Source organism: Brevibacterium sp. LAARM3_SD1 (genome assembly GCF_057364765.1).
The window spans coordinates 144,351-169,367 of the sequence record NZ_JBNFOL010000002.1 but is presented as its reverse complement, the minus strand read 5'-3'; the positions used below and the strand labels follow the sequence as shown (position 1 = coordinate 169,367).

15 protein-coding genes are annotated in these 25,017 nt (G+C 57.5%); 10 read left to right on the top strand and 5 right to left on the bottom strand.

Annotated features, from left to right (window positions below):
* Nucleotides 1-177: 177 nt before the first annotated feature.
* Complete coding sequence (locus AC2W7L_RS01770) at nucleotides 178-2,070, bottom strand: glycosyltransferase family protein (protein WP_486003000.1); 1,893 nt, start codon at nucleotides 2,068-2,070, stop codon at nucleotides 178-180.
* A gap of 347 nt (nucleotides 2,071-2,417) precedes the next feature.
* Between AC2W7L_RS01770 and AC2W7L_RS01765 the strand changes: the two genes are divergently transcribed.
* Genes AC2W7L_RS01765 through AC2W7L_RS01725 form a run of 9 tightly spaced genes read left to right on the top strand, consistent with a single transcriptional unit; the run spans nucleotide 2,418 to nucleotide 15,011 of the window.
* Complete coding sequence (locus AC2W7L_RS01765) at nucleotides 2,418-3,857, top strand: polysaccharide biosynthesis protein (RefSeq protein ID WP_486002999.1); 1,440 nt, start codon at nucleotides 2,418-2,420, stop codon at nucleotides 3,855-3,857.
* A complete protein-coding gene (locus AC2W7L_RS01760) occupies nucleotides 3,740-4,333 on the top strand; it encodes a polysaccharide biosynthesis protein (protein WP_486002998.1) in 594 nt (197 codons plus the stop codon). The genes AC2W7L_RS01765 and AC2W7L_RS01760 overlap by 118 nt, the downstream gene beginning before the upstream one ends.
* Entirely contained in the window at nucleotides 4,333-5,370 is a 1,038-nt protein-coding gene (locus tag AC2W7L_RS01755; RefSeq protein ID WP_486002997.1) for an MraY family glycosyltransferase, read from the top strand. The genes AC2W7L_RS01760 and AC2W7L_RS01755 overlap by 1 nt, the downstream gene beginning before the upstream one ends.
* Nucleotides 5,367-6,728 (top strand): glycosyltransferase family 4 protein, encoded by a 1,362-nt coding sequence (locus tag AC2W7L_RS01750; RefSeq protein ID WP_486002996.1) that lies wholly within the window; start codon nucleotides 5,367-5,369, stop codon nucleotides 6,726-6,728. Before AC2W7L_RS01755 ends, AC2W7L_RS01750 begins: the two co-directional genes overlap by 4 nt.
* Nucleotides 6,725-8,470: a glycosyltransferase family 4 protein gene (locus AC2W7L_RS01745; protein ID WP_486002995.1), complete on the top strand. Its 1,746-nt coding sequence runs from the start codon at nucleotides 6,725-6,727 to the stop codon at nucleotides 8,468-8,470. The genes AC2W7L_RS01750 and AC2W7L_RS01745 overlap by 4 nt, the downstream gene beginning before the upstream one ends.
* Nucleotides 8,467-9,348: an ABC transporter permease gene (locus AC2W7L_RS01740; protein ID WP_486002994.1), complete on the top strand. Its 882-nt coding sequence runs from the start codon at nucleotides 8,467-8,469 to the stop codon at nucleotides 9,346-9,348. The genes AC2W7L_RS01745 and AC2W7L_RS01740 overlap by 4 nt, the downstream gene beginning before the upstream one ends.
* A complete protein-coding gene (locus tag AC2W7L_RS01735; RefSeq protein ID WP_486002993.1) occupies nucleotides 9,335-10,642 on the top strand; it encodes an ABC transporter ATP-binding protein in 1,308 nt (435 codons plus the stop codon). Before AC2W7L_RS01740 ends, AC2W7L_RS01735 begins: the two co-directional genes overlap by 14 nt.
* Nucleotides 10,639-11,520, top strand: a complete 882-nt coding sequence (locus AC2W7L_RS01730) for a DUF6270 domain-containing protein (RefSeq protein ID WP_486002992.1) — start codon at nucleotides 10,639-10,641, stop codon at nucleotides 11,518-11,520. Before AC2W7L_RS01735 ends, AC2W7L_RS01730 begins: the two co-directional genes overlap by 4 nt.
* A complete protein-coding gene (locus AC2W7L_RS01725) occupies nucleotides 11,517-15,011 on the top strand; it encodes a bifunctional glycosyltransferase/CDP-glycerol:glycerophosphate glycerophosphotransferase (protein ID WP_486002991.1) in 3,495 nt (1,164 codons plus the stop codon). The genes AC2W7L_RS01730 and AC2W7L_RS01725 overlap by 4 nt, the downstream gene beginning before the upstream one ends.
* Nucleotides 15,012-15,119: 108 nt before the next feature.
* Here the strand turns inward: AC2W7L_RS01725 and AC2W7L_RS01720 are convergent, their stop codons facing one another.
* The 3 genes from AC2W7L_RS01720 to AC2W7L_RS01710 all read right to left on the bottom strand — a co-directional run bounded on the left by AC2W7L_RS01720 (nucleotide 15,120) and on the right by AC2W7L_RS01710 (nucleotide 21,341).
* Entirely contained in the window at nucleotides 15,120-18,794 is a 3,675-nt protein-coding gene (locus AC2W7L_RS01720; protein ID WP_486002990.1) for a bifunctional glycosyltransferase/CDP-glycerol:glycerophosphate glycerophosphotransferase, read from the bottom strand.
* Between the two features lie 283 nt (nucleotides 18,795-19,077).
* A complete protein-coding gene (locus AC2W7L_RS01715; RefSeq protein WP_486002989.1) occupies nucleotides 19,078-20,040 on the bottom strand; it encodes a GT-D fold domain-containing glycosyltransferase in 963 nt (320 codons plus the stop codon).
* A gap of 29 nt (nucleotides 20,041-20,069) precedes the next feature.
* Complete coding sequence (locus tag AC2W7L_RS01710) at nucleotides 20,070-21,341, bottom strand: polysaccharide pyruvyl transferase family protein (protein WP_486002988.1); 1,272 nt, start codon at nucleotides 21,339-21,341, stop codon at nucleotides 20,070-20,072.
* Nucleotides 21,342-22,001: 660 nt separating this feature from the next.
* On the opposite strand from AC2W7L_RS01710, the gene AC2W7L_RS01705 reads away from it, so the two are divergent.
* On the top strand, nucleotides 22,002-24,065 hold the full coding sequence (locus AC2W7L_RS01705) for a hypothetical protein (RefSeq protein ID WP_486002987.1): 2,064 nt from the start codon (nucleotides 22,002-22,004) through the stop codon (nucleotides 24,063-24,065).
* A gap of 14 nt (nucleotides 24,066-24,079) precedes the next feature.
* Here the strand turns inward: AC2W7L_RS01705 and AC2W7L_RS01700 are convergent, their stop codons facing one another.
* Nucleotides 24,080-25,003, bottom strand: coding sequence for an LCP family protein (locus AC2W7L_RS01700; RefSeq protein ID WP_486002986.1), 924 nt, complete (start codon nucleotides 25,001-25,003; stop codon nucleotides 24,080-24,082).
* Between the last annotated feature and the right edge of the window lie 14 nt (nucleotides 25,004-25,017).

Here is a 25,017-nt window from a genome sequence, read left to right as displayed (position 1 = left end):
CCACTGGAAAACGTGGCGTTCCACTGCGAAATCTTCACAGCATGACTGCCACGCTACTGACCGGATCAGACCGATACCGCCCATTTCACCAACAGTTCACCCGGCGCATACGAAGAATTCCGCAGGCTGCCTGCTTCGGTCTGGCGAACGTTCGAGGGGGAGCTGAAGCGCGGATTCTCAGAAGCAGTAATGGTCCGGAGCGTATCCGAATGCGTGGACGTCGCCGTTGGCCAGCAGGTGTTTGTCCTCGACGCTCCACGTATGGGCATGGTCGCCGCGGACCTGGACGAAGTTGAACCTGTCCGCCGAGTAGATTCGGGCTCCGGAAGCGATGAGCCTCTGCTGGAGCTCCGTGTCCTCACCGAGAGTGCGTTCGGCGAACGGGTTGTCCAGCAGCGTTGACCGATGCGTCATCAGAGTCGGGCCCATGACGAGATCGGTGAACCGATGCTCGCGTTCGGGGAAGCGGCAGATGACGACGTCACGGCCCCGGATATGCAGATAGTGCGCCTGTTTGCCGACGAGGTCGGCATTCGAATAGCGCAGTGCTGCCAGCTGATCGCCCAGGTAGTGCGCTCCGTAGACATCGTCGTCGTCCATCTTCGCGATGACTTCGCCGGAGGCCGCTTGAACTCCGCGGTTGAGGCAGTTTCCCAAGGGCTGAGCAGATTCGACCTCGACGATCTGCAGATGCTCAACACCGGCTTCTGCGGCACGTGCTCGCAGATCGGCAGGTGCCGCGAACCCATGGGTCACCAGCACGAGCTCCTTATCCGTGTGCAGCTGCGCGGCGTGGGTCCGCAGAACCTCGCCGAGGTGGTCCGGCCGATTCGTCGATACCACCGCTGAGACGGACGTGGGGAACGGCTGCGCATAGTCGAGTCCGAGCGAATCCATCACCGTCATCGCTCGGTGCGTGTAGGTGTGCTCGGCCCAGATGCGTCGTTGGGCAAGATGGACGGTGCGGTCTCTCAGCTCAGGACTGCGCACATAGGCACGCAGAGTCCATTCCGCTTCCTCCTGAGTTTCGGGCTGGGGAACCTCGGTCGTCGGGAAGAACTCACGGGTCGCCGCACTCGGAGCGGTGACGACGGGAGTGCCTGCGGCACTGATCTCGAAGATCCTGCGTGCGCACATGCTCGGGGAATCGGTGACGGAGTTGACGTTCAGGAAGACCTTGAAATGTTTGTAGGCGGTGAGCAGATTGCGGTACGGGAGTGACCCGACTACGCGCCCGGCCAAGGTGCCCGGGAACTGATAGCGCTCATCGTTGCCGAGGAAACGGGAGAAGATCTCGAGTCCGTACTGCATCCTCGGCGATACGGAGTCAGCGGCTCCGAGCAGCAGGTCCATCTGCTCTCTGCGCTCGGGGTATTTGTGGGCGAAGTACATGCCCGCAAAGGCGATGTCTCTGGCTGCGGCGTTCCGTGCAGGTCGAGAGGGATTGTGGATCGCCGGCTGTGCGGCGAAGGGCAGGGGGGCGACTCTCTCATGGCCCAGTCGGGAGCGATATTCGGGGATCAGCCTGACATCACTGGTGAAGACGACGTCACACATCCGCGCCAATGGCAGGAAGTCTTCGAAGTGCGGAGGATCTTCTTTGTTCCAGAAGACGGTCGGAATGCCTCGACGACGGCACTCGCCGAGCAGTTCGGTGATCTCTGTACTCGGACCCGACGGACTTGTCAGCTTGAACTTCCATTGACCGTCGTTGCCGCTCCAGGCGGATTCGACGAAGACGAAGTCGAGTCCGTCGAGCTCGGTCGACCACTGTGTCGGGTACAGCGGTCGGATCGACCATTCATAGCCGAAGCTCTCGGTCGAGAACTCGTCGAGGATCACTCCGACCGACAGCTGATCGAAGACCGGAGTGCGATGAACCATCGGCAGGGGAGGGAATAGGTCCGCGAGGACCTCCGCCGACAGGCTTCCCGTTGCGACCTCGGCGGAGGCTTCTGCAGTTCCTTGGACCAGCGAGCGACGGCGACGCCACTTCGCGACTTGGCTGATCCCGCCGTTGCGCAGATGCCACACAGCGGTCCTCAGTGTGCGAAGTGGTGTTTGCGGCACGGGGTCGAGTCCTCTCAGAAGGGGGCAGGCAGTGGGCAGCGAAGCGCGGCGGCTGAATTGCAATTATCCTTGTGGCAACCCTGGTTCGAAGGCGAAACGATGGGTCTACTTCATCTGTATATTGGAACCAATTCTTAATGCTCGCGGTGTTCATTCTGACTGGCACCTGTTAAGTCCAATAGTACAATCGGGAAGTCGAACGAGGCTCGTCACGTCTGAACGAGACGGGGGTCACAGGAGTGTGATCGTCTGAGCCCGGCCAATGCACATCGGGAGAAATGAGGACAGTGGGAAGCAGCTCAGGGCCCATTCCCTCACGGACCCCTATGAGGCGACACGGCAGAGCCATGGCGCTGTCACTCATCGATGCTCTCGTCTTCGCGTTCCTCGTCGTAGCGATGACACTTGTGAGATACGACTTCCAGACGTCACTCGTCAACGTTCCGGGAATGCTCGTTTGTTCGGCGATCGGTCTGATCGTCTTCCTCATCGGCGGGCCACTGGCGATCTACCGCGGTCGCTATCGACGCGGCTCGACCGACCAGTTCGCGGCAATCGTGGGAACGGTTGCCGTGGGTGTCGGCGTCATGTGGGTGGTCGAATTCGCCTTCGCCAGTCAACTGCTCATCCCGACCAGCGTCCCGATCACAGCGGGAGCACTCATGGTCGTGATCAAGAGCCTCGAGAACTGGATTCGCCGCAACTTGAGGCAGCGCAGTCTCACCACGTCCGGTGCGTCCCGGCCCACAATCGTAGTCGGCGCAGGGAACCAGGGCATGCTCGCCCTCGACATGATCGCTCAGGACACGCACAACGAATTCGTCGCTGTCGGCATGCTCGATGATGACCCTGCCAAGCGGCATCTGCGCTACAACGGAATCCGGGTGCTCGGACCGATCGCCGACATCGCCGATCATGTCGATCGCACCGGTGCCGGGGCTGTGATCATTGCGATCTCCGACCTGCCTCCAGAAGAGCTCTCCCGCATCGCGTCGAATCTTGAATCCCGACCGGTCGAGATCAAGATCATGCCGAAGCTCTCGGACTCCGCTTTGGCACGTCCTGAGCCGGACGCCCATGACGTCGCCGACCTGCGTCACCGAAGCTTCCGCGATGTCAGCCTCGAAGACCTGATCGGACGCAAACCGATCTCGACGAATATCGACGACATCGCCTCGGCGATCACCGGTAAGGTCGTTCTCGTCACCGGGGCGGGCGGTTCCATCGGCTCACAGCTGTGCCGTCAGGTCGCCCGGTTCGACCCGGCCCGACTCATCATGACCGACCGCGACGAATCCGGCCTGCACGCCACTGAGCTCGGTCTCGAGGGATCGGCCCTTCTGACCAGTGATGACCTCGTCCTCGGAGACCTGCGAGATCCGGCATTCATCGATGCCCTCGTCGCCGAGGCGAAGCCGGACATCATCTTCCACGCTGCGGCTCTCAAACACCTGACTTTCCTTGAGCGCTTCCCGGAACAGGCGGTGCGCACGAACGTCGGAGCCAGCCTCGACCTGCTCAACGCTGCAGTGGCTCACGACGTCGATTCATTCGTCCACATCTCCACTGACAAAGCCGCCGGCGCAACCTCGGTGCTGGGGCGGACGAAGTTCTCCATCGAGCGGGCGATCGCCTCCGTGCCGCGGCAACCGGACGGCGTTATATGTCGGTGCGTTTCGGCAATGTGCTCGGTTCCCGGGGCTCCGTTCTCGAGACCTTTGTCGCTCAGGTGGCGGCCGGCGACCCCGTCACGGTCACCGATCCCGAGGTCACTCGGTACTTCATGACTGCCGATGAGGCCTGTGAGCTCGTTCTGCAGGCAGCGGCGATCGGCGGCCCCGGAGAGACCTTGGTCCTCGATATGGGCGAACCGATCCGCATCGCTGACCTCGCCAAGCGCGTGATCGCACTGTCGGGCCGCAGCGATGCGCAGATCGTGTACACCGGTTTGCGCCCGGGGGAGAAGCTGACCGAAGCCCTTCTCTCACCTGGGGAGGTCGACAGCCGACCCAATCATCCGCTGATCACTCAGGTGCCGATCGCTCGGATCGATCTGGAGAAGCTCGGTTCCCTGGTGGCCGAATCGCGTGACCCGGGAGTCTTCACCCACCGATCGAGCCTCGAGGAGCATCTGACGAGCCTCCTCGACTCCGAGGCAGTCCCGGTCACCGATGACGCGACGGCGGCCATCGAGCCGGCAGTGACGTCATCAGAAGCCTCCGAGCCGGGAGCAGATCCTCATGACACCGGAGTCGGCCTCTGATGGCTCTGCAGTCGCTGGTGATCCTGGTTGTGGCCGCGGTGGTCACGGTTCTCAGCGCCCTCATCGCCTTTCCGCTGCTGCGCCGAGCGGGAGTCGTCGACGTCCCCTCTCACCGTTCCTCGCATACTCTGTCGACCGTACGCGGCGGAGGAATCGCTATCGGCTGCGGCATCACCGTCGCCACAATTCTCGCCATGGTCTGGACCGTCAGCGAGGACGGAGTATTCGGCCTCGGCAGTACCCTCCTGCCGATCGGTTTCCTGGTCCTGACCTGGTGCTATTCGGCCATCGGGATGAGCGATGACCTCGATTCCCTGCGCCCCGCTGGGCGGCTGATCGGACAGGTCATCCTGGCTCTGCTGTTCAGCGCGATCATCGCAATGTTCTCGACACAGGGAATCGCTCACGTCATCGCCTTCGCGGTCATCGGCGTGACCACCGTCAACGCCGTGAACTTCGTCGACGGCCTCAACGGGTATGTCACCGAGTGGACCATCGTCACCGCCGGATGGTTCGCCTTCGTCAGCTCCTGGGTGGGCGAGAACGACATCGCTCTGCTGGCTCTGGCGCTGGCCGGCGCCGCTGTCGGGTTCCTCCCGTTCAACCTTGGTCGGGCCAAAGCGTTCCTTGGAGACACGGGAAGCTACGGCATCGGTGCGGCTGTGTTCGCTCTCGCGGTCTGGCTGTTCGTCCAAGGCGTCCCGATCGTCGTCATCATCGCGCCGATGATCTTCGTCTTCTTCGACGTCGGTCTCACTTTGGTCCTGCGCCTGTTTCGGGGAGAGAATATCCTCTTGCCTCATCGTGAACACATCTACCAGCAGATCCAGCAGGCGGGCTGGCCGCACAGCTCCGTTTCGCTCTTCCACGCAGCATTGAGTGTCCTCGCCTGCATCATGGCCGTGCCGACCCTCATCAGCGGAAATACGGCGACGACATACCCCGCCCATGTGTTCTGGGTCGGATTGCTCGCCCTCTATGCGCTGTTGCCGCTGTGGCTGCGGAGACGCGCGCAGAAGGAGGCTGTCACCGCATGAGAATCGTTCTGCTCAGCCACTACTACTATCCCGAGGTCGGTGCTCCGCAGCGACGATGGCGGATCCTCGTCGACCACCTGCGCGCTGCCGGGCACGACGTCATCACGGTGGCACCGCACCCTCACTATCCGTATTCCGACCGGAACGGATTCTTCGGATCGAATGTCGGACGAGGGCGTCGCCGGGTCGACGTGCGCCTCGGCGGCACCTGGGACACCGGCGTCGACGGTGAACGGATCCTGCGCGTGCCGTACCTGCACAGCGGATCATCGATGGCACGACAGATGCTTGATCAGACTGTGTCGGCGACGGGCGCGATGTCGGCAGTCGTTGACCGACTGCGCGGCAGAATGCGACCCGACGTCATCATCTCGACGACCCCGGCACTGCCGTTTCTGCTGGCAGGCGACACCTTGTCGCGCCTGTTGCGGGTGCCGCATATCGCCGAAGTCCGCGATGCGTGGCCGGACCTCATCTCCGAGATGAACCTGGTGACGGGGGCCCTGGGGAAGTATCTGCCCGGGAAGCTGACGCATCGCCTCGAACATCGGCTTCTGCCGGACCTGCTCACTCGTGCTCAACGGCGTGCGGCGGTCGTCGTCGTCACCACGGAGGGTTTCAAACGTCGCTTGGAACAGCGCGGGGTGACCGCAGAGGTCGTCCGCAGCGGAGTCTCACCAGCGGAGCTGGAAGGCGCATCCGGGCTGACTGCGACGGGCGCGATTCCCCTCATCCCTCCCGCGGAGGACACGGTTGCACCCGGAGAAGAAGTCCTCGGCAGGACTGTCGCCGACCACACTGGACTCAACCTGCTCTATGTGGGCACTGTCGGACGTTCACAGGACCTCAGCACCTCGATTCGTGCTATGGCCGGCACCGAGGATGTGCGACTGCGCATTGTCGGCGGCGGCGTCGATACTGCCGCGCTCAAGGCCGTCGCAGCCGTATATGGGGTGCCGGTGGAATTCCACCCCCAGATCGCAGGCGCCGAACTAGCGGCCCATTGGGAGTGGGCAGATGCCGGGCTCGTCAGCCTCAGCTCCCTCGACTCCTATGCCTACACAGTGCCGTCGAAGCTCTACTCCCTGATGGCCCGTCGAATTCCGGTCCTCGGCGTCGTCTCCGGTGAGGCCGCTGACATCATCACGCAGACCGCGGCAGGAGAAGTTGCCGTTCCCGGCGACGCTGATTCGGCAGCCGCGGCAATGACGCGGATGCGATCACGAGTCGAAGCCGGTGAGGAATTCGGCATGAATCCGCCTGCAGGCCAGAACCCGCGCGACTGGGTGATTCGACATGCGTCGGCAGCTGCAATGGGGCGCACCTACGAACGAATCCTTGAGCAGGTGGTGTCGTGAACCTGCGCTTTCTCGCCCGACAGCTGACGAACGTTGCCCTGACCACGGCCGGGCATATCAACGACGACCGTGTGTTCTTCGGTATGCAGCTGGCACGTCGCCTGCCGGGCCCTGCTTCGCGTTTCGTCGGACAGGCACTCGGTCGTCTGCCGGGCGACGCCAGTCGGGCGGCCTCTGCGTGGCTGCTCGGAGAAGAGACGGCGGCGAAGTCATTGGTCGCGGGGTCTGCTTCGCCGTCACGTCTTCTCGGCGAGATCGCTCTCAATCTGGGACTCCTCGATGAAGCCGAGTCGATCGCCGCTGCTGTTCCCGGTGCACGTGCACTGAGTTCACGTATCGAGTGGACTAAGGGACACATCGACGAGGCCATCGCAGTTCTGCCTGACGGCGCACGCCGGACACGACTGATCGATGAGCGGCAGTGCCTGCAGCCTCACTGGTGGCCGGAGGTCTCGAGCCACATCACGGCTCGTCCGGCACGAGGCAAGACGGACAATGACCGAGGGCAGCATCCGACGGCGCTGCATGTGCTGACGAACTCCTTGCCGCATACCCGCTCCGGCTATGCGTACCGCTCACATGCCATCCTCACTACTCTGCGGGAGGCTGGCCATCAAGCGGCTGCGGTCACGCGCCCGTCGTATCCCGTGACCGTCGGACGGCTGAGCCAGGCGCCGGTCGAGGTCGTCGACGGCGTCGAGTACATCCGTGACGTGCCGCTGAGACCGCGTCCCACGCCATCCGAACGGCTGAGTGAGCAGGCGAATCACATTGCCGCTGAAGCGCATCGACGTGGAGCTCAGATCCTTCACACGACGACGCACTACGTCAACGGCCTGGCTGCCGGTGCGGCCGCAGCAGCGGCGGACCTGCCGTGGGTCTACGAGGTCCGCGGCGTCTTGGAAGAGACATGGGCGGCCGCAGGAAGCAGTCCGGAAGAGCGCTCCGCACGGAGGGACAGTCAGCGCTTCGCACTCATGCGCGCCAAGGAAACCGAAGTAGCGTCGTCGGCCGATGCTGTCATCACCTTGGGTGAGACGATGCGTGAGCACCTGATCGCCGGGGGCGTTCCGGCGGACACGATCACACTCATCCCGAATTCGGTCTCCGAGGCCGTCGTCGACACCGATGTCACCCGCACCCCGGCCGATGTGAGAACAAGCCTCGGCCTGCCCGGCGACGGAATCTGGGTCGGAACGGCGGCGTCCATCGTCGGCTATGAGGGCCTCGACGACCTGGTAGACGCCGTCATTCTGGCCCGGAGCCAGGGCACGGACCTGCGTCTCCTCATCGCCGGCGACGGTGTCGCACTGCCGGAGCTGCGGGAACGCGCCGCTGTCCTGGGAGCGAATGCAGTCTTCACCGGTCGGGTCTCCCAAGCTCAGGCGATCGAATACCAGCTCGCGCTTGATGCCATCGTCGTGCCGCGTAAGGACGAACCGGTCTGTCGCTTGGTCACTCCGATCAAGCCGATCGAAGCGATGGGCCTTGCCCGGCCCGTGGTCATCTCTGACCTGCCGGCACTGCGCGAATTGGTACCGGACAGTGCAGGTTTGTGGACACCGCCGGAGAACCCGCGGAAACTCGCGGAGCTGTTGTCCGAGCTCGCCTCCGATGACACGGCGAGGGGCAGATTCGGAGACAATGGACGAGCACATGTTCTTGCGACTCGTAGGTGGAAGGAAATCGGACGACGATATGGGCAGGTCTATTCTCAACTCGTGGGGAGTGATGCGCGATGAGTGAGACGAAGAACCCCCTCGGGCTGAGTTCGATTCCGTCCGTTTCGAGCGAAGGCCTCGTGCCCGTCGGTCGACGGACGAGTCTGAGCAGCTACCTCGCCGCGCTGTGGAACCGTCGGCACTTCATCATCGCCGAGTCCCGAGCGAAAATGTCGAGCTCGACGAGGAAGAACATACTCGGATACGGCTGGCTGTTCCTCAATCCGCTGCTTTCGGTGCTCGCATTCTGGTTCATCTTCGGATTCATCCTGCAGACCTCTCGAGGCGTTCCGAACTTCCTCGGCTTCCTTGTCGTCGGAGTGTTCTTCTTCGGTTACACAGGAAAGTGCATGACCGGAGGAACCGGAGCGATCCGCTCCGGTGCGTCGATGATCAAGGGATTCCAATTCCCACGCGCCGCGCTTCCGATCTCCACCGTGGTCCGCAATTTCCTTGACTTCATGCCGACTCTGCTCGTCATGGTCATCGTGCTGGCAGTCGTGCCTCCGCTTGAAGTCATCACCTGGCGAGTCATCCTCGTCATCCCGGTCATCATTCTGCAGACGATCTTCAACGTCGGTCTCGCCTGCTTCCTTGCGCGTCTTGGTCACAAGATTCCGGACCTGACGAACTTCATGTCGATTGTCAGCCGATTCTGGCTCTACGGATCGGGAGTGTTCTTCTCCATCGAAGACCGTCTGGGAAATCACCCGGCGCTCTTGGAAGCGATGCAGTACAACCCGATGCATGCCTATCTGACGTTGGTGCGCAACTCACTGCTCTACGGAGTCGATTCGGATCCGAAAATGTGGATCGTCGGCACGGTCTGGGCCTTCGGCCTTCTCATCGTCGGATTCCTGTTCTTCTGGAGAGGGGAGGAGAACTATGGCCGACTCTGAGGTTCAGGACCCCACTATCATCGCGGAGAATGTTCAGGTCCGCTATACGGTCAATACCAATGATCCGGGCAGTCAGGCGACGGGGTTTCGACGCCTGACGAACAAAATCGCCGGGCGGCAGGGCCAGACCACCGTGCGTGCGCTGCGTGGAGTCAACTTCGTCGCCCGCGAAGGAGAGATGGTGGGAATCGTCGGAGCCAACGGCTCCGGCAAGTCGACGTTCCTTCGCAACGTCGCCGGCGTCGAACAACCCGATCGTGGTCGCATTCTCGTTCGTTATCAGCCGCTTCTGCTCGGTGTCAGTGCCGCTCTGCAACCAGCGCTGTCCGGCAGTGAGAACGTGCGCCTCGGATGTTTGGCGATGGGGTTGTCTCCCGAAGAAGCGTCCGAAGCGTTCGACTATGTCGTTGAGCTGTCGGCATTGGGTTCGGCGATCCACCGGCCGATGGGAACTTATTCCTCGGGCATGGGCGCCAGACTCCGATTTGCCATCGCCTTGGCTGCCCGTCCGAAGATTCTGCTCATCGACGAAGCCCTGTCGACAGGTGACGCGACCTTCGCTGAGCGCAGCGAACGTGCAATGGATGAACTTCTCGCTGAAGCCGGAACGGTTCTGCTGGTCAACCACGCTGCCAAGGTGATTCAGGAGTTGTGCACCCGTGCAGTGTGGATGCACCGAGGCGAGATCCTCATGAACGGCCCCGCCGAGGCTGTTGCCGAGAAATACCGGTGGTGGGCGTGGAATGTGGCAAAGGGCAAGGAGGATATTGCCGATAAGCTCCTCGCAGATGTCGTGGGCAATGCGGTCAAAGAGGAGATCAACATCCTCGAACCCGAACTCATCAAGAACCCCATCCCGCGCCATGCGGCGCGTCCGTCCAAGAAGAAGGCCGCTCCGGCACGCCATGTGAAGCGACAGGAAACGGTCGATGAAGTCGAAGAGACTCCGACTCCGATGCTGGCTGCTGCCGAAGAACAGGTCTGGCCGAAGTCCTTCGACGCTGAGATGCCGAAGGCCAAGTTCCCTGCTCTGCCCAAGCCGGCCTCACAAGCGGTGAGCGCACCACGAATCACCGATGCCCCGCCGCTGCGACTGAATCCCAGTAAGAAGCGGGTCGTTCTGCGAGCAGCGAACCCGAGCGACCGTGCGTCATCAGTTGCCGCCGCGGACGACTTCACCGGCCGCAGGCTTGCTTCTCGCGCACGCCAGATCGCCGATGAACGCTACGAGGAGCGGCAGCGCTTGCGACAGGAAGACGAAGCTCCAGCCGTTCACCAGGATTCGAACCGATGAAGATCGCAATCTTCGGCTCCTGCGTGAGCCGTGATACAGCAGAATTCATGCCCGAAGCAGAGGTCGTCGCTTACGTGGCCAGGCACTCGGTGACGAGCCTGGAATCTCCACATGGAACTGCTGGAATCGATCTCAGCGACCTGAGCTCGGCGTTCCAGAAGCGCATGGTCACCAGCGACCTCAAAGGCACCGGCCTCGAACGGATTGCCAAGAACTCTGAGGATCTCGACGTCGTACTTCTCGACTTGGTCGATGAACGACGGGGATTCTGGCGTTTTCCCGATGGCACGACCATGGCGAACTCACTTGAAATCGAGTCCTGTGGAGCTGCGCGCACAGCGCGCCGCAGCGGCGCGCAGCTCGTCGAGTTCGGCACTGACGAACACTTCGGCCAGTGGAAGTCAGGCTTAGTCTCGCTCATTGAAGGTCTCAAAGCTGCCGACCTGTGGGAACGCACCATCTTCCTCGACATCGAATGGGCGGGGGCCCTCGACGGAGCACAGCATCCACAGAACGACGGTTTTGCGAAAGCTGGGCGGCAATGGCGTCGGCTTCAGCGAGGATCTCGCGAGGCGGGCAGAGAACTGTCACGAGGTCGTGGATTGGGCGAGGCGTGGCAGAGTTTGCGAAATATCAAACCGACCGAGGCCGAAGAATATGCCGATCGGGCGCTGGCGGCTAACTCGGACTACATCCGATATCGTAGAGAAGCACGATCGCTGACGGCGTCGTCAGTGGTGAGAGAGAGCCGCGAGCTTCGGATCGACAGAGATCACAAGTGGGGCCCGCAGCCATTCCACTTCCGACACGCTGACTATGAGTCGATCGTCGAAAGCATCCGTCAGCAGGTGAAGAAGAACGGTGGTGAGGCCATGTGAGCGGACAGCAGTGGCGTAAAGCACTGTGGCATCTGCGGCATGGCGGAGTCGAAGGATTCAGAGAATTCCGGCGAAAGCGGGAATCGGAACTTACCTCGACCAGAACATCGACCGCTGGATCTCCCCATCAGGAAGGCACGGACGCTCCGACCCTGAGCGTGATCGTGCCTGCATTCAATGCGAGTGGTTTCATTGACCGATGCTTGAAGAGCATCCTCAACCAGAGCGGTGTGTCATTAGAAGTCATCGTCGTCGACGACGGTTCGACCGATGACACGGTTGAAAAAGCCAACAAGCATTCTCACGGTGATAAGCCGGTAACGGTCCTCACCGGAACGAACGAAGGCCCGGCGCGTGCACGCAATCGAGGAGTCGGCGTTGCCCGGGGCAAGTACATCACCTTTGCCGACGCAGACGATGAGGTGCTGCCGGGCGCGTATGCGACGCTCGTTGACTCGCTTGAACGGACCGGTTCTGACATTGCCACTGGGGCGTATGTTCGTATAGGCTCAGCCGGCCGGTCCAGGCCGAAGCTGACCGCGCGAGTACATGCTCGCCAGCGGTTGGCAGTGCGGTTGGACGATATGCCGGAGCTGCTGGAGGAACCTGTCCTGTGGAACAAGGTGTATCGGCACGATTTCTGGAACCGTCATGTAGGCGAGATGTGGGGGTTCTCCAACTACGAAGACCAAGAACCCGTCTATAGAGCACTGGTCGGTGCTGCGGCGATCGACGTGCTCACGAACGACGTGTATGCGTGGAGATTGGCCGATGGTCGAGACACTCGTTCCAAACGCAAGGCCGAGCTGAGTGACCTGCAGTCGAAGCTCGAAGTCATTGAGGCGCTCAGAGCGACCCTTCACCATTCATCCGGTCACGTTATCGAGCAAGCATATGCGATCTGGATGGGCACAGACCTTGCTATGCACGCCGAGTACCTTGACACGGCAAACAAACGGTTCCGCAAGACTCTCTGCGAAGCAGCCAAATCCCTTCGAAAGACGATGCCGAAAGGCGCTTGGAAGCTTATGCCGGCGCAGGAGCGTCTCTACATGTGGGTTGTGGCGTCCGGAGACTTGGACGATATTGAAGAAGTCCTCGGAACGAGGATGGAAGAGACTCGAGCAGTGCCGCTCGAACTGGTCGACGATACTTGGGTGGTCGCGCCGACGTATCTGTCTCGGCTGAAGACCGACGTGCCGCAGCGTTTGCTGAAAGCACAACCTGTCGACTTCAAGCCCGTCGTCATCGTGCGAAATGCGCGTTGGATCGGTGAGCAGCAGATCGAGCTCCAGGGGTGCGCCTACATTCCCGGGGTCGATCCGGAACGGACCACATTCCGTATGCAGGGCATCATGGATGGGGCGACTGTTCTGGACTGTGCTGTAGAGACTCGAAATGACAATCGAGTGGACTTGGACGTCGGTGATCCTTGGCGGACGTACGAAGCCGGGGGATTCACGGTCGGCATTGATGTTTCCGATCTTGGAGACATATCGCCAAGAGGTATCGACCTGATCGGCTCCTTTGAAATGGGAGAGATGCATCTACGCACGCCCGCTGTGTCGACAGCGGTTGCGGGAATGATTGCCCCCAGCCCGATTCGCGATAAGGGACGTCTGACAGTTGTCGCTGACGACAGAAGCGAACTGTCGATTCGTCCCGTAGCCATGCCGACTGACCCAGTCGTCGTGAAGAATGTCGACTTCCGCGGGCGGGATGTGACGGTGACTCTCGACCGTTCTGCGAATGTACATGGTTTGTCGCTGCACGCTGCCGGAATCAAGGTTGAGCTGGAAGCAGACGGCCCTTCCATCTTTTCGACCACACTGCCCGAACTTCCCGAGCGATTCCGAACCCATGGGGAACGGCAATGGAAGCTGTTGGCCAAGACTAACGAAGGCAATGACGTCGAGGTCTACCACGCCTCCGTCGACTATCTCCTGCCCGGCACCTCAAGTGTGCGCCTTGCTGTGAATTCTGCTGGCAAGGTGAGACTGGGGCAGCGGTCCCGGCGAGTGACTGTTACGGGTGCGACAAACGACCGGGATCGACTACTGATCATCGGCCGGATCGACCCGCCTGAGAAGCTCAAGATCGTACTCAAATCATCTGAGCAGACGATTGAGCCGGATGAGTCTGCGCTGCATGCCGATGGCAGCTTTACCGCTGTGTACGACCTGACGACTGCAGGGGCCGAAGGAGGTAAAGTCGCAGCACTTGCAGGCGGCTATCACCTGAAGTACGGCGAAACCCCGAATCGAACCGACAGTTGGGCTAGGGTTGCCGGCAAACTAGCGATCCGGCCTGTGGACTGTTTCACCGAGTGGAACACGCTCCGGATCGAAGGACGCGACTCGGGCGCTGTTTCCGTATTGGCTTCTCCACCGTGGGCATCATCTGAGCGGTCTAAGTACGCACGTTTCCAACTCCGCGAAAAGGACTGGGGGCCTTTGACCGGTGGGATCGTGTTCGAGTCTTATAACGGCAAGAGTGCCAATGACAATCCACGCGCACTTTTCGACGAAATTCGGAGTATCTGTCAGAATGTGCCACTTTACTGGTCTGTGCGAGATCGGCGAGTAGACGTGCCCGATGGTGGAATCCCAATCGTTGAAGGCACCGCGCAATGGCACAGAGCTCTTGCCACCAGCCGTGTGTGGATTAATAATAACAATTTCCCATTTTATGTTCAGAAATCAGACAAACAGTTCTATTTGCAGACCTGGCACGGAACCCCGATAAAGAAACTGCTTTGGGATATGCCCCGGCGTCAAACCCCGCTGACGTACCGGCGGCTCATGTGTAAACAAGCTGCGCAGTGGGATCTACTGCTCGTTCAATCTGAGTTCGCTGTCGACAACCTACGCTCAGGACTCGGATACGCGGGAAAAGTGTGTGTTGTAGAAGCACCGCGCAACAAACGAATACAGGCGTTTGCGCAATGCACTGCTGACATACGTACGCGGCTAGGAATCAAATCCGACGAGAAAATCGTGCTCTACGCGCCGACTTGGAGGGAAAGACACCGTTTCGGCGAGACGTTGAAGTGGAATGAACACTTCGACCTCAACGAATTTGCGAACAAAATTGGTGCGAAGGTATTGGTAAGGTCACACCATGTGAGTACAGCGCACCCGCTATCCAATGCTCAGGGGGTATTGGATGTGTCACAAGAACCACATGTTGAAGAATTAATTGCAATTTCAGATGTGCTCATCACTGACTATTCTTCAATTGCTTACGACTTCTCGCTCACAGGCAGATCTGTCGTGCATTTCATCCCTGATCACGACGCATATGTTAATGAGCGTGGACTTTACGATGGATGGTCTATGGACGCACTCTTGACAGATAGCTACTCCGGGTTAGTAGATCTTGTGCAGTCGGCGATACATTCGACGGATTCGCGCAACTTGGCAAGTGCCAATTTCGATCAAGAACTGAATGAACTGATTCAATGCATCCTAAATCTCGCGACCTCCTCGTGAGCTGGCCGTGGTATGTTCTGAAAACTATAGAGCCTGACAAAGCGTCTATGTGAAATCTGATATCTGGTCAGTCATGTCGCATTTTAAGAAGAGATATAAGTTGAGAAATTAGCTAAAAAGGTTACTGACCTCTTGAATGACCCGGTGCGCGGCCCCGCCATCATCTAGGCTCGCGAATTTCTTCACAAAACTGTTATAGCGTTCCGTCGATTCCACGGAAAACAGGTTCTCGGACTTAAGGATTTCGATGGCTTCTGAAGCCGAATGGACTATTGGCCCGGGTGATGATATTTCAAAGTCGAAGTAGAATCCGCGTACGGAATCACGATAACTATCAAGATCCGGGCAAAGGAATATTATTGGCTTACCCGTGACGACGTAGTCGAACATAATTGACGAATAGTCGGTAATAAGAACATCCGAAGCGGCAATAAGTTCATTGATATCTGGATGACGGCTCACATCGATGACAGAGTCTGCGAATAGCTTCGGAGCAGCATTCAGTGCGTTCGAGTGTCCGCGATAAAGGATAGAAGTTGATTGACCAAGTTCCTTCGCGGCGGAGTTCACATTGAGAAAGTCAACAGAACTATAGTGACCGGAAGATTCCTTGAGGTTGTCTCGCCAGGTTGGCGCATACAAAACTACTCGTTGACTCGGATGGATTCCTAGACGTCGTCTAGTCTCGTCTCTTAAAGTCTCCACTACACCGCTCTGTGCCAAGACATCATTCCGAGGGTAGCCTGTAGCGAGAACAGCTCCGTTATACCCGAATGCGTCCTTGAGAGTATCTCCTGCCCATTCGGACTGCGCTAGCAACAAGTTCCAGTAGGATTCGGCCTCGCGGTTCATCAGCTGCCGGTAGTTTAGGGACAGACTCTTTGCGGGTACGTGCCTACCGATCTTTTTGAGCGGTGTGCCATGCCAAGTTTGAATGTAAAATTGCTCAGGCAGTTTACGGAAGAAATACGGGAAATTATTGTTATTGATCAGGACGTTAGCAGTGCTTGCGGCCTCAAACCATTCCCTGCTTCCAAAAGTCACTGGGATCGCACCTTGGGGAACTTTAGTTAGTGGGTTCCTTACAGTCCAAAATCGCGTGACTTCAGGGTATTCTTCGCTTATTTCTGTGTCGAGGGCTAGAGGGGAGTCAGCAATCGCGTTTCCTGAAAAACTCTCAAAAAGGACTGACGAAGGGTTCAACAGTCGAGCTGGCGCGACGAAAACTTGCGAATTCTGAGCTTGGTTCCATGCGCCAGCTTCAGTGTTCGGACTAAGAGGTTGGTCGACGTCAATCCTGACTGACCGACTAGTGCCGATGGTGTTGACTGTAACCAGACTAGTTGGTGTCAATATTTGGCGGGGCGACGAATCCTCCACACCATACGATGCGCTGACCCATGCCGAAGGTGGGTGAGGCTTCCCCGTCGCCAGAAGCAATTGGAGCACGTAGCGGTCTCCAACTAGCGAAGCCTCTCCGTTGGAGTCGATCAGAGAGAACTCAACATCGAAAGTGCCGGACAGCTGGTCGGCAGTAGTCGTCGAAGGGTATACGACGGTCTTAGCACCGACCAGGGCGAATGTGGGAGTTACGGCCCTTGCAACACTGGGTTCTATGGTAAATGTACCGACGAAACGAACCGAATGGCCGTCTGTTGCAAGGTCGACCTCATCCACAGTTGCGGCTTGATGTGCTCTGTTGAGTACAGCGTAGCCGAACCCGGTTAGGCTGATAGAGAAGCCTTTATCTCTCCGTCGCGAAGCTTGATTGCGGTCAATGGCAAGAGCCCACCTCATGCCGGAATTTGAAGCGACGTGCAACTGGAACTGTTCAATGTTCTTCGATTTCGAGATCGGAGTACGAGGTAGCATCACGTTGAAATCTAAGAAGTCACCAACGCGTGTTGCTGCGCTTCGAGCTATCTCCGTCGAGCCTGCCGACACGGCCAGGACGAGATCACTATCAGCATTCGATACATGATGTGGCTGGAAGCCAACAGTGCTTTGCAGGCCAATCTGAACATGCAGTGATTCCTGTGTGACCTGGATCTTGCTGGCAATAACCTTGGGTTTAAGGACAATAACTCTGGTCGTCTCGCGAGGGTCTCCCTGTATTGCGAGACGCGCTCCGCGGTCCGTCATGTTCGATGCGACCGGGTACCCGGCTGATGAGAACGGCTCTCTTCGTACTGCAGATTCCGTCCACGTGAACTCGGAAAGATGGAGGTGCAGTCTCAGCTGCAAATCCAAACTTTGTGGGGACTCCGAGTGATCTGCGATCTCATCGATTACGTATTTGGGTATTGTTAGTTCAAATCGGCGATCGTGGAAGTTATTGTAATCATTCGAGAGGCGGGTGGGTACCGGCCCCTTTGTGCGTTTTACCTCCAGTGTGGATACGATTGCCTGTGAACCAGGATCGAAAAGATCAGCTGAGTAACCATACTCAACATCAAAGTTCGGGAGATACCCGTATCCGGCAAAGTTGACATTACCATTAGAATCTGTCGAATACGACGTAAGTTCAACCCGGGGCTTGAGCGTACTTGCGGTCACGCTTTGCAAATCCTCGGGTACTTCGAACTCTCGAGCATCAGCATCCTCGACCGAAAACTTTAGCTCTTTCCCCTCAACTCGACCACGGTATGCGTTTTTGGTCTGTTCAAGCCGTACGAGAAGTTGGTGGAGGTCAGTACGGCTACGATGCCCAACATAATAAGCAAGTAGGCGCCGAATCGGATCGATCGAGTCAAATGTAGACGCTGGAGCTTCGTTCCATAGGGTTAGTGCACCGTCCGAAAGTAAATCAAAGAACTCAGGATCGGCGCGGGGAACTTCGCGGATGTAGTAATAGAGATCCTCCCCGAGAGTCTTCGCGTACCAGTAGCTTAAGTACTCTTCATTCGAACTTCCGATAATATTTCTAACTTCGAACGCTACAGCAAGACGTTGCTTAAGATCTGCAATATTGGTCTTTTGCTGTGTAATCGAGGAGTTATCTTCACGCAGTCGCCAGCTATAACCAACTTCCTTGAGAATGTCTAGCTTGGCTCCTCCGACGAACAGCTTAGCCGTGCATTCTTGATCCTCATATAGGGTACCTTCGGGAAAGGATCCGACTAGGCGATCCCAAGCACTTCGACGGTACACTTTATTCCAAGCGAATACATCCCACATGATCGCTGGAAAGTCTTTTCCCGCAATTCCGAGCCGTTGTTGATCATGGGCTAAATGGACCCAGAACGGGAGCCATCTGTTCTTGCTGTCAAACCTAGCAACAGAACTAATGCACACATCGGAACCCGTATGCCGTAGCGAACTCATGGCGCGCTCATAGGTTCCGGGAGGGATTGTGTCATCGGAGTCTACAAATGTAATGAACTCATTTGTAGAGTGCCGCAGGCCGGTATTGCGCGCTGCACCTAACCCTTCATTCTGTTTGTGGATGACACGAACACGTTTGTGCTTTCGAGCATATTCGTCGGCAATCGCTGCAGTTCCATCGGTTGATCCGTCGTTAACTACGACGACGTCAAGATTCGGATATGACTGCCCGAGAATGGATTCCAAGCACTCTTGAAGATAATTAGAAACATTATAGGCCGGAACAACAACTGTCAGCTGAGGGCCGGCGAAGGCATCGGCTGCGGAATAGGGTTGTTCAGCAGTCTTATGTCGTGTGTAAATTGGCGCACCAACGGCTTCACGGACTCGTTTGGAGTCAACTACAGCATCGAGGCCAAGCCTCCGAAGAACTCTAGCAATGTTGGACTTGGCGGTCATTGGTGTGATGGCTCCAGTACTAGTACACGTGGGACATTCCACTAGTCATCGTAGCATCGGCAGGACGATTCTGATCCGGCTTTATCTTCATTCAAGGGCGCGTCGACCGAGTCTAGTAAGGTGCAATATTGAATGTGTGGTGGAAGTCATAAGCGTGCGATTCACTCGGCCGCGGACTGGTTTCTTAGACCAGCATTCTGCGAACTGGCCGGCGCAGAGGTTTCTATCAGTGGACAGTAGGCGGAGCGTCCACGAGAACCGCGTAGGCGTAATCGGTGTTTGACTAGCGACTCAGTGGAGTTTTCTCCGGGACCGTGAACCCTTCGAAAATATTGAGATACGCGCCGCTGAGGTGCCCAATATCAAGGGCTCTGCGGCCATTTTGTGAAAGCAGGCGGGAAAGGACGGTGCCAGCCGGCCCCAGTGAAATAAGGAATATATCCGAGTCTTTCGTGCTGGCGATCTCGATTATTCTTTCAATATCGGAAAATGCATTAGTGGCCGTTGAATCTATTCGCTCGATAGTAGAGGCGGAGTCGAACAGAGCCGGTACTATATCGAACCTCGATCCCTTACCTGTAATCACGCTGATAGATCTATTGCGCCAGACTTGTCGCCATAGCTCAACCGCTGTTTCGCCTAAGAATTTGAAGGCTAGTGGCCGAGATACATGACTGTTGCCATAAGTCTGTTCGTCATGAACCAGTGTACGGAGGCGTCCCCATATCTTAGGCCATAGTTTTAAATAGTTGGTGTTTCTCATGAACTGAGGCAGACCAACCAACAAGTTGGGATCTTTGGATGCTGCTGTTCGTTCAAGTGCTTCGATGAGTTCAAAGCTGTTAGTTTGAAAGGCCAGATTGCGCCAGGGGCTCAACATCAGCTTGAACTCTCCGTCTCCGAGCCTGGTGAAGGAGTCGTTGGAGTTGGCAAGGCGCTCGAGCGTTGATTCCAAGCTCAGCTGTGAACTGCTTAGGAAGTTCCAAACCGCGTCGAGCGTTGGAGCTAAAGCCGCGCTTGCGAAGTAGTCAAGAATATCTGCCCGGTCCTCGGGCAACTCAGACATCTTGCGCAGATCTTTCTGGAGGCGCGCCACCATGTCTAGCAGTTCTTTCTGATTCTTCTCGTGCCGTCGAAGTAAGCGCTCTTGAGTTTTGAGGACCTCGGTTTGTTGTGTAAGGATCTCCAAGAGAGCCGAGGTTGCGGGCTCATTTACTACTTGATGGTCTTCGGCTGGATCTGTCACGGGTCTGCAACTCTCTATTTGGCTTTGGACTATTTGGAAATAGACTGAATCCGTCTATCAAGATCCCGTACCTGGGCTGTCAGAGAGATTGCTTTGCGTCTCAGTTCTGCAAACCGTGCGTCATTTAGGTCCATAGCTGGAGCTTCGACCGGTGGGTCGTAGCTGACACTAGAAACTGTTTCAAAGTATGCTGCGCGGTCAGTATCCATCCCTTCGGAAAGCGTAGTCGTAAATCCATTGTCTTCCAGATGGCGAACGACTGTCTGAACTTGTTGTTGGCGATGAGCATTGAAGTCTGAATAGTCTAAGCGCTCCCAGATGTCTTCTGGGCTTTGGATTGTTGCTAGATCCGCCGGTCTAATGAATGGAATCCTGTGGTACTCGGCGAGTTCCTGGGTCCTTAGGTCGTGTGCGATCAATAGTGCTGGGGTTCCTGCAGAAATTGCAGACACTGCACCGTGGATTCTCGGACCAATGGCCATGTCGAAGCTCCGCATTCGCGCTATCCATGGTGCCGCGTCGAGGTAGAATTCGACTTGTCGATTCGTGAAATGCGGATGCTTCAGGAATATCGGTTGGAGGCTCTTTTTTGATTCCGAATAGGTGTCGCGGGACCAGAACATTGTTTCCAGCGTTTTGATGTCTTGTGGAAAATAATTGAGCTCCGATCCTGACTCGGAGAGCCTCTCAATTAGTTCGCCCATAATTTCTTTGGAAGTTTCTACGTTGTAGGCGATGTGTTTTCCGAAATTATTGGGGGCGGTATCAATTCTGAAATCTGGACCCATTCGTGTAAGCGATGGGCAGCCAATGACCTTGACTTGGCTGATTCCCAGGCTATTGAGATACCGTTTTGTGGCTTCGCCTCGAACTGTAACATGAGTCGAATGGTCTAGTACCGTCTTGCAGAATGATTTCACGGAATCAGAAATTGAAGCGAGAGAGGAAAAGTCGCTATCGCCGAACTCAACCTGAGCTCCACCGCTGAGCATCGCGAACGGTATTTTTAGTTCACTTATGAACTGGGTTAAATTATCTAATTCATTCTTAAATGCAGGTCTGAAGCAGTTGGCTAAGGGTATTACGACTCCGTCGTACTCGTCGTTAACTCTAGCTGCCAGGTCCTTGCCTTTGAAGCTTGCTCGTGTGTCAGTTTGCGTTGAGCGAGTGCCTAGGAGGGCATGAGTTGCTGCCGCAAAAAGTAGATTGCCACTGTTGTGACCTATGGTGTCATTGCGAAGTGTCTCTGCTGGCCCGACGGGTACTAGCGGATGCTTCGCAGCGCGCATGAGCAGTTTCATTGGAGTCCCTTGGTTATGCGTTCTGCGACGGGGTCGAGTTGAGGTTGCTGATCAACTGACCTCGGCTCAAGAACAGCTTACCTTAGAACCGCGAGTGTCGGTGTGCAAATGGAGCTTTGCCAATATTTACTGTCGGCTATGACCCCGGTGGGCAAATGATTCACTAAATTGAGAATTGATCTGATGGATTAGTTTTGTCCGCGGTTTTTCAGTGTTCTCGGCAGGTTTGGGATGTTTGTCACGATCAGTTTTATGGTATTGTCTCGACTAGACTTTTCCACTTATTTTTATGGCATCAAAATACTCCCTGGAGGACGAATTGATATGTGTGAGTATTTCGTGCCTCGACAGACGGTTCGACTGTGAAGGATTGAATGTGTTGCTTCATAAGTGTTCGACGACGCTCGGGTGACGGGCACGTGTTGTTCGCTTCTTGGTTTAGTGGCGCGCCTTATGGCTTGCGTGTATGTTCCGCTCGGCTATCTGAAATCACGGTCGTGTATTAGAAGCAACTCGCGTCTGCGGGGTTTCGGCAGCTGCGTCGGGAGTGGTTGTCTGGATCAGCCAACACAAGGTGAATGAAACATGAATTTTAGTATAACGGCTTGATTGTCTGTTGCGTTGTGAGTGTTTAGTTGTGGTTGTTATTAAAATGTTTGTATGACTTCACTTTTGTCCATATATCCGCGAGGTTTTCTCGCTTACCACCAGTCGCTGGAGACTTCTGAGTGGGAGGGCCCTCCGGAGCGTTTCGAACATCTGAGCTTTGGCGAACTTTCCATTTGGTTCGACAGTGAGCGCACGCCGGCCATCGCCCGGTCAGAATCAGCTTCGGTGTTGGTGGTTGGGACAGCAGCATTTGTCCCTCCTGACTCCGATCAGGCCGGGGCGACTGCTGACTTGGAGGTTATCGCCGAGACTCTGCATGCTGAACTGACTACAAGCCAGGAGCACTTCCTCGACGCTCTGGACTACCTTGGCGGGCGCTACGCAATCATCGTCGAGGTCGATGGCCTCTACCGTGTTTTTCACGATGCACACGGCACTCGGACTATTTACTACGACGAGAACCGCCAAGCTTTCTCTACGCACGCACATCTGCTCGCCTCATTGGTCCGTGCCGTGCCTCGCGGTTCTGACGATCTGAAAGCAGCTCGGTCATGGGCGTCGCTGCCTCTATCGTTCGCCTGGGATGAAACACCGTATCCGACGATTAGAGCCCTGCTCCCGAACCATGTGCTCGAGCTCGAATCAAAGCGCACTTTTCGCTACTTCCCTCGGGAACGGAATCGCTTCAACGGAATGAGCTTTGAGGAACGCGCAACGGAGATCAACCGTCTGTGGCTGGGGCAGATGAGTGCCTTCGCCCAGAGCACTGACCGGTTCTTTGTGTCCTTGTCCGGAGGTCTCGACTCCAGGGTGGTTGTCGCCGCACTGCGTGCGCACAGAGAGAAGGTCGATGCATTCACCTATTTCACCAACAATGGGACCGGCAATTGGGCGCAGGCCATGCAGATGGATCGAGACCTCTCCCAGCAAGTGCTTGCGCTTGCGCACGTCAACCACGTGCCGATCGTGCACGGTGAAGGCACAAGGTTCACCGAAGAAGACAAAGCAATTGCTGATAAGAACTCTCTTGTCGAACACGGTCGTTGGCTCGTTGCTCGCTATGTCGAGAATTTCGGAAACAGCACGGGGCTGCACTTCAGGGGCAACACTCAAGAGACGATCCGTTCGTACTACGGATCGACCAAGCAGAGGGATCCGATCGACCTGGTGAAGGGCCTGATGTCCTCGCGTCTGAAGAGCGCCGACCTCAACGAGGCGGAGATCCGTGATTACCAGGCGAAGCTCGATGAGACACTGAAACACTTTGGCTACCCGAATGCGCTGCACGACTTCGTGGCCTCAGATATGTTCTATTGGGAGATCCGGATGGGGCGGTGGCTGGCCGAGATCTACAACGAAACCGACCCGGCTTTCGACTCGATCTCGCCGATGAACATGCGAGCCATCGTCGAACTCGGGCTCGCCGGACCTGAGGACGAACGACGTTCCGGAATCATGTTCACTGAACTTATCGACCGGAACTGGCCCGAGCTGAATTTTCCTGGAATCAACAACCGGAACAACCTCTACAAGCAGAACACTGTCCTGCGGAAGTCTCTCACCGAGGCGAAGTCGATAGCAGCCGCGGTTCCACCTTGGATCGGACGAGCCGGCGACAGTCATGATCACCCGTTGTCGGCGGGGCCACTGTCAATGGACTCCGACAACCACACGGTCGATTGCCCGCAGGGTGAAATCAAGATTCCAGCGGAAGAGCTTGGAGTCGGAGCATTCGCCAGACGAGTAGTGACATGGTCGGACGAGAACTCCGGCGTCCTCACCTTCGGCCTGCGCAGCAACTACGTCAACTCCAGAGGCACTGACTATATGCGCTTCGAAGTCCAGGTAAATGGGGAGACCCTTGTCGCTCATAAGATCGGGTTCGACTCGGACACCAGCTACTGGGCCGTGTACGGGCTTCGGCCAGGCGATCGAGTCAGTTTGGGAGTCCGCTCTCTGCGCACGGTAACTACCGAGTCATGGTCCAGAGCCTCTCGCTGCTTCATCACGATCCTGGATTCCGCAACTGACTACTGGGAACGACGCGGATCCCTCGACTTGGGTTACGCGACAACCAGTGCAGCAGCTCTACCCGGGGGATCGGTGCGCGGATAGACCGGTGCGATCTTCTAATACCCCAGGGAGACGAGGTAGCGGAGGAAGTCGGCGAGCTCGTTGCTGGTCAATGCGTTCTTGAGCGCTGGCACCGCCTCGGGGTCGAAGTCGATGATGACTGTGCCGTCGTCCTCCCGACGCGAGTTCGAGGGCACGGTTACCACCGCTATGTCGTCCGTCTGCAGGGTCCTGAGATTGTTGGCGATCTTAACGAGTTCACTTGTGGTCAGTTCGGCGTTGTGCTGAATCCCGGAAGCGAAATGTCCGAGTACGGCCGCGCCCTTGTTCGGATCCTTGACCAACCCGCCTGACTTCAATCCTTGAACGAGGGCGCGCACGACCGCACGCTGATTACGGGTTCGCGTCTGGCCGGCATCATCGACGGGGTCAGACGCAGTGAAGATTGCCGACGTTGCTCCGTCGAGGTTGTTCGTCCCCTCGACGAAGTCGGTACCGTCCGCGCTGAACGCAACGCGGCTGTAGACCTGCAGACCATCGAGCTCGTCGATGACCCGCCCGAGCGCGTCCGATTCCAGCTGTGCGATGTGATCGATGCGAATGCCGAGGAACTCTTCGACCATGGCGACGACAACCGGCCACCCGCCCTCGTCGGCAATGGTGGCGAAAGTCTGACCGGCCTCAATCTGAGTGGAGGGATTGAGAACAAGAGCTGCGGCGAAGTCATTGCCGGCGGGAACGTGGATGACCGCGAACGTGTCACCTTGGCTCGATACCTGTGGGGCCGCCTCGGCGAGGTTTCCGGGATTCGTCACCCGAAGCATCAGAGTGCGGGAATCGTCCGCCGCTGGGCGGATATCTGCGGGCGGGAAAGCCGCCTCGGCGGGGATGGTCTTCGACGCGTCATCGAACTCGGCACGGGCGGCGTTGAGGTCCTTGAGAGAACCGATGGCAGAGACCATCTTCGTCAGCTTGGCCATGGCAGTCCCACTCC

Excerpts from the sequence above, each read along its gene's own strand:
- AC2W7L_RS01730 (WP_486002992.1), top strand. The coding sequence starts at position 10,639 with ATGAAGATCGCAATCTTCGGCTCCTGCGTGAGCCGTGATACAGCAGAA.
- AC2W7L_RS01740 (WP_486002994.1), top strand. The coding sequence starts at position 8,467 with ATGAGTGAGACGAAGAACCCCCTCGGGCTGAGTTCGATTCCGTCCGTT.
- AC2W7L_RS01750 (WP_486002996.1), top strand. The coding sequence starts at position 5,367 with ATGAGAATCGTTCTGCTCAGCCACTACTACTATCCCGAGGTCGGTGCT.
- AC2W7L_RS01710 (WP_486002988.1), bottom strand. The coding sequence starts at position 21,341 with ATGAAACTGCTCATGCGCGCTGCGAAGCATCCGCTAGTACCCGTCGGG.
- AC2W7L_RS01735 (WP_486002993.1), top strand. The coding sequence starts at position 9,335 with ATGGCCGACTCTGAGGTTCAGGACCCCACTATCATCGCGGAGAATGTT.
- AC2W7L_RS01700 (WP_486002986.1), bottom strand. The coding sequence starts at position 25,003 with ATGGCCAAGCTGACGAAGATGGTCTCTGCCATCGGTTCTCTCAAGGAC.
- AC2W7L_RS01720 (WP_486002990.1), bottom strand. The coding sequence starts at position 18,794 with ATGACCGCCAAGTCCAACATTGCTAGAGTTCTTCGGAGGCTTGGCCTC.
- AC2W7L_RS01705 (WP_486002987.1), top strand. The coding sequence starts at position 22,002 with ATGACTTCACTTTTGTCCATATATCCGCGAGGTTTTCTCGCTTACCAC.
- AC2W7L_RS01755 (WP_486002997.1), top strand. The coding sequence starts at position 4,333 with ATGGCTCTGCAGTCGCTGGTGATCCTGGTTGTGGCCGCGGTGGTCACG.
- AC2W7L_RS01765 (WP_486002999.1), top strand. The coding sequence starts at position 2,418 with ATGGCGCTGTCACTCATCGATGCTCTCGTCTTCGCGTTCCTCGTCGTA.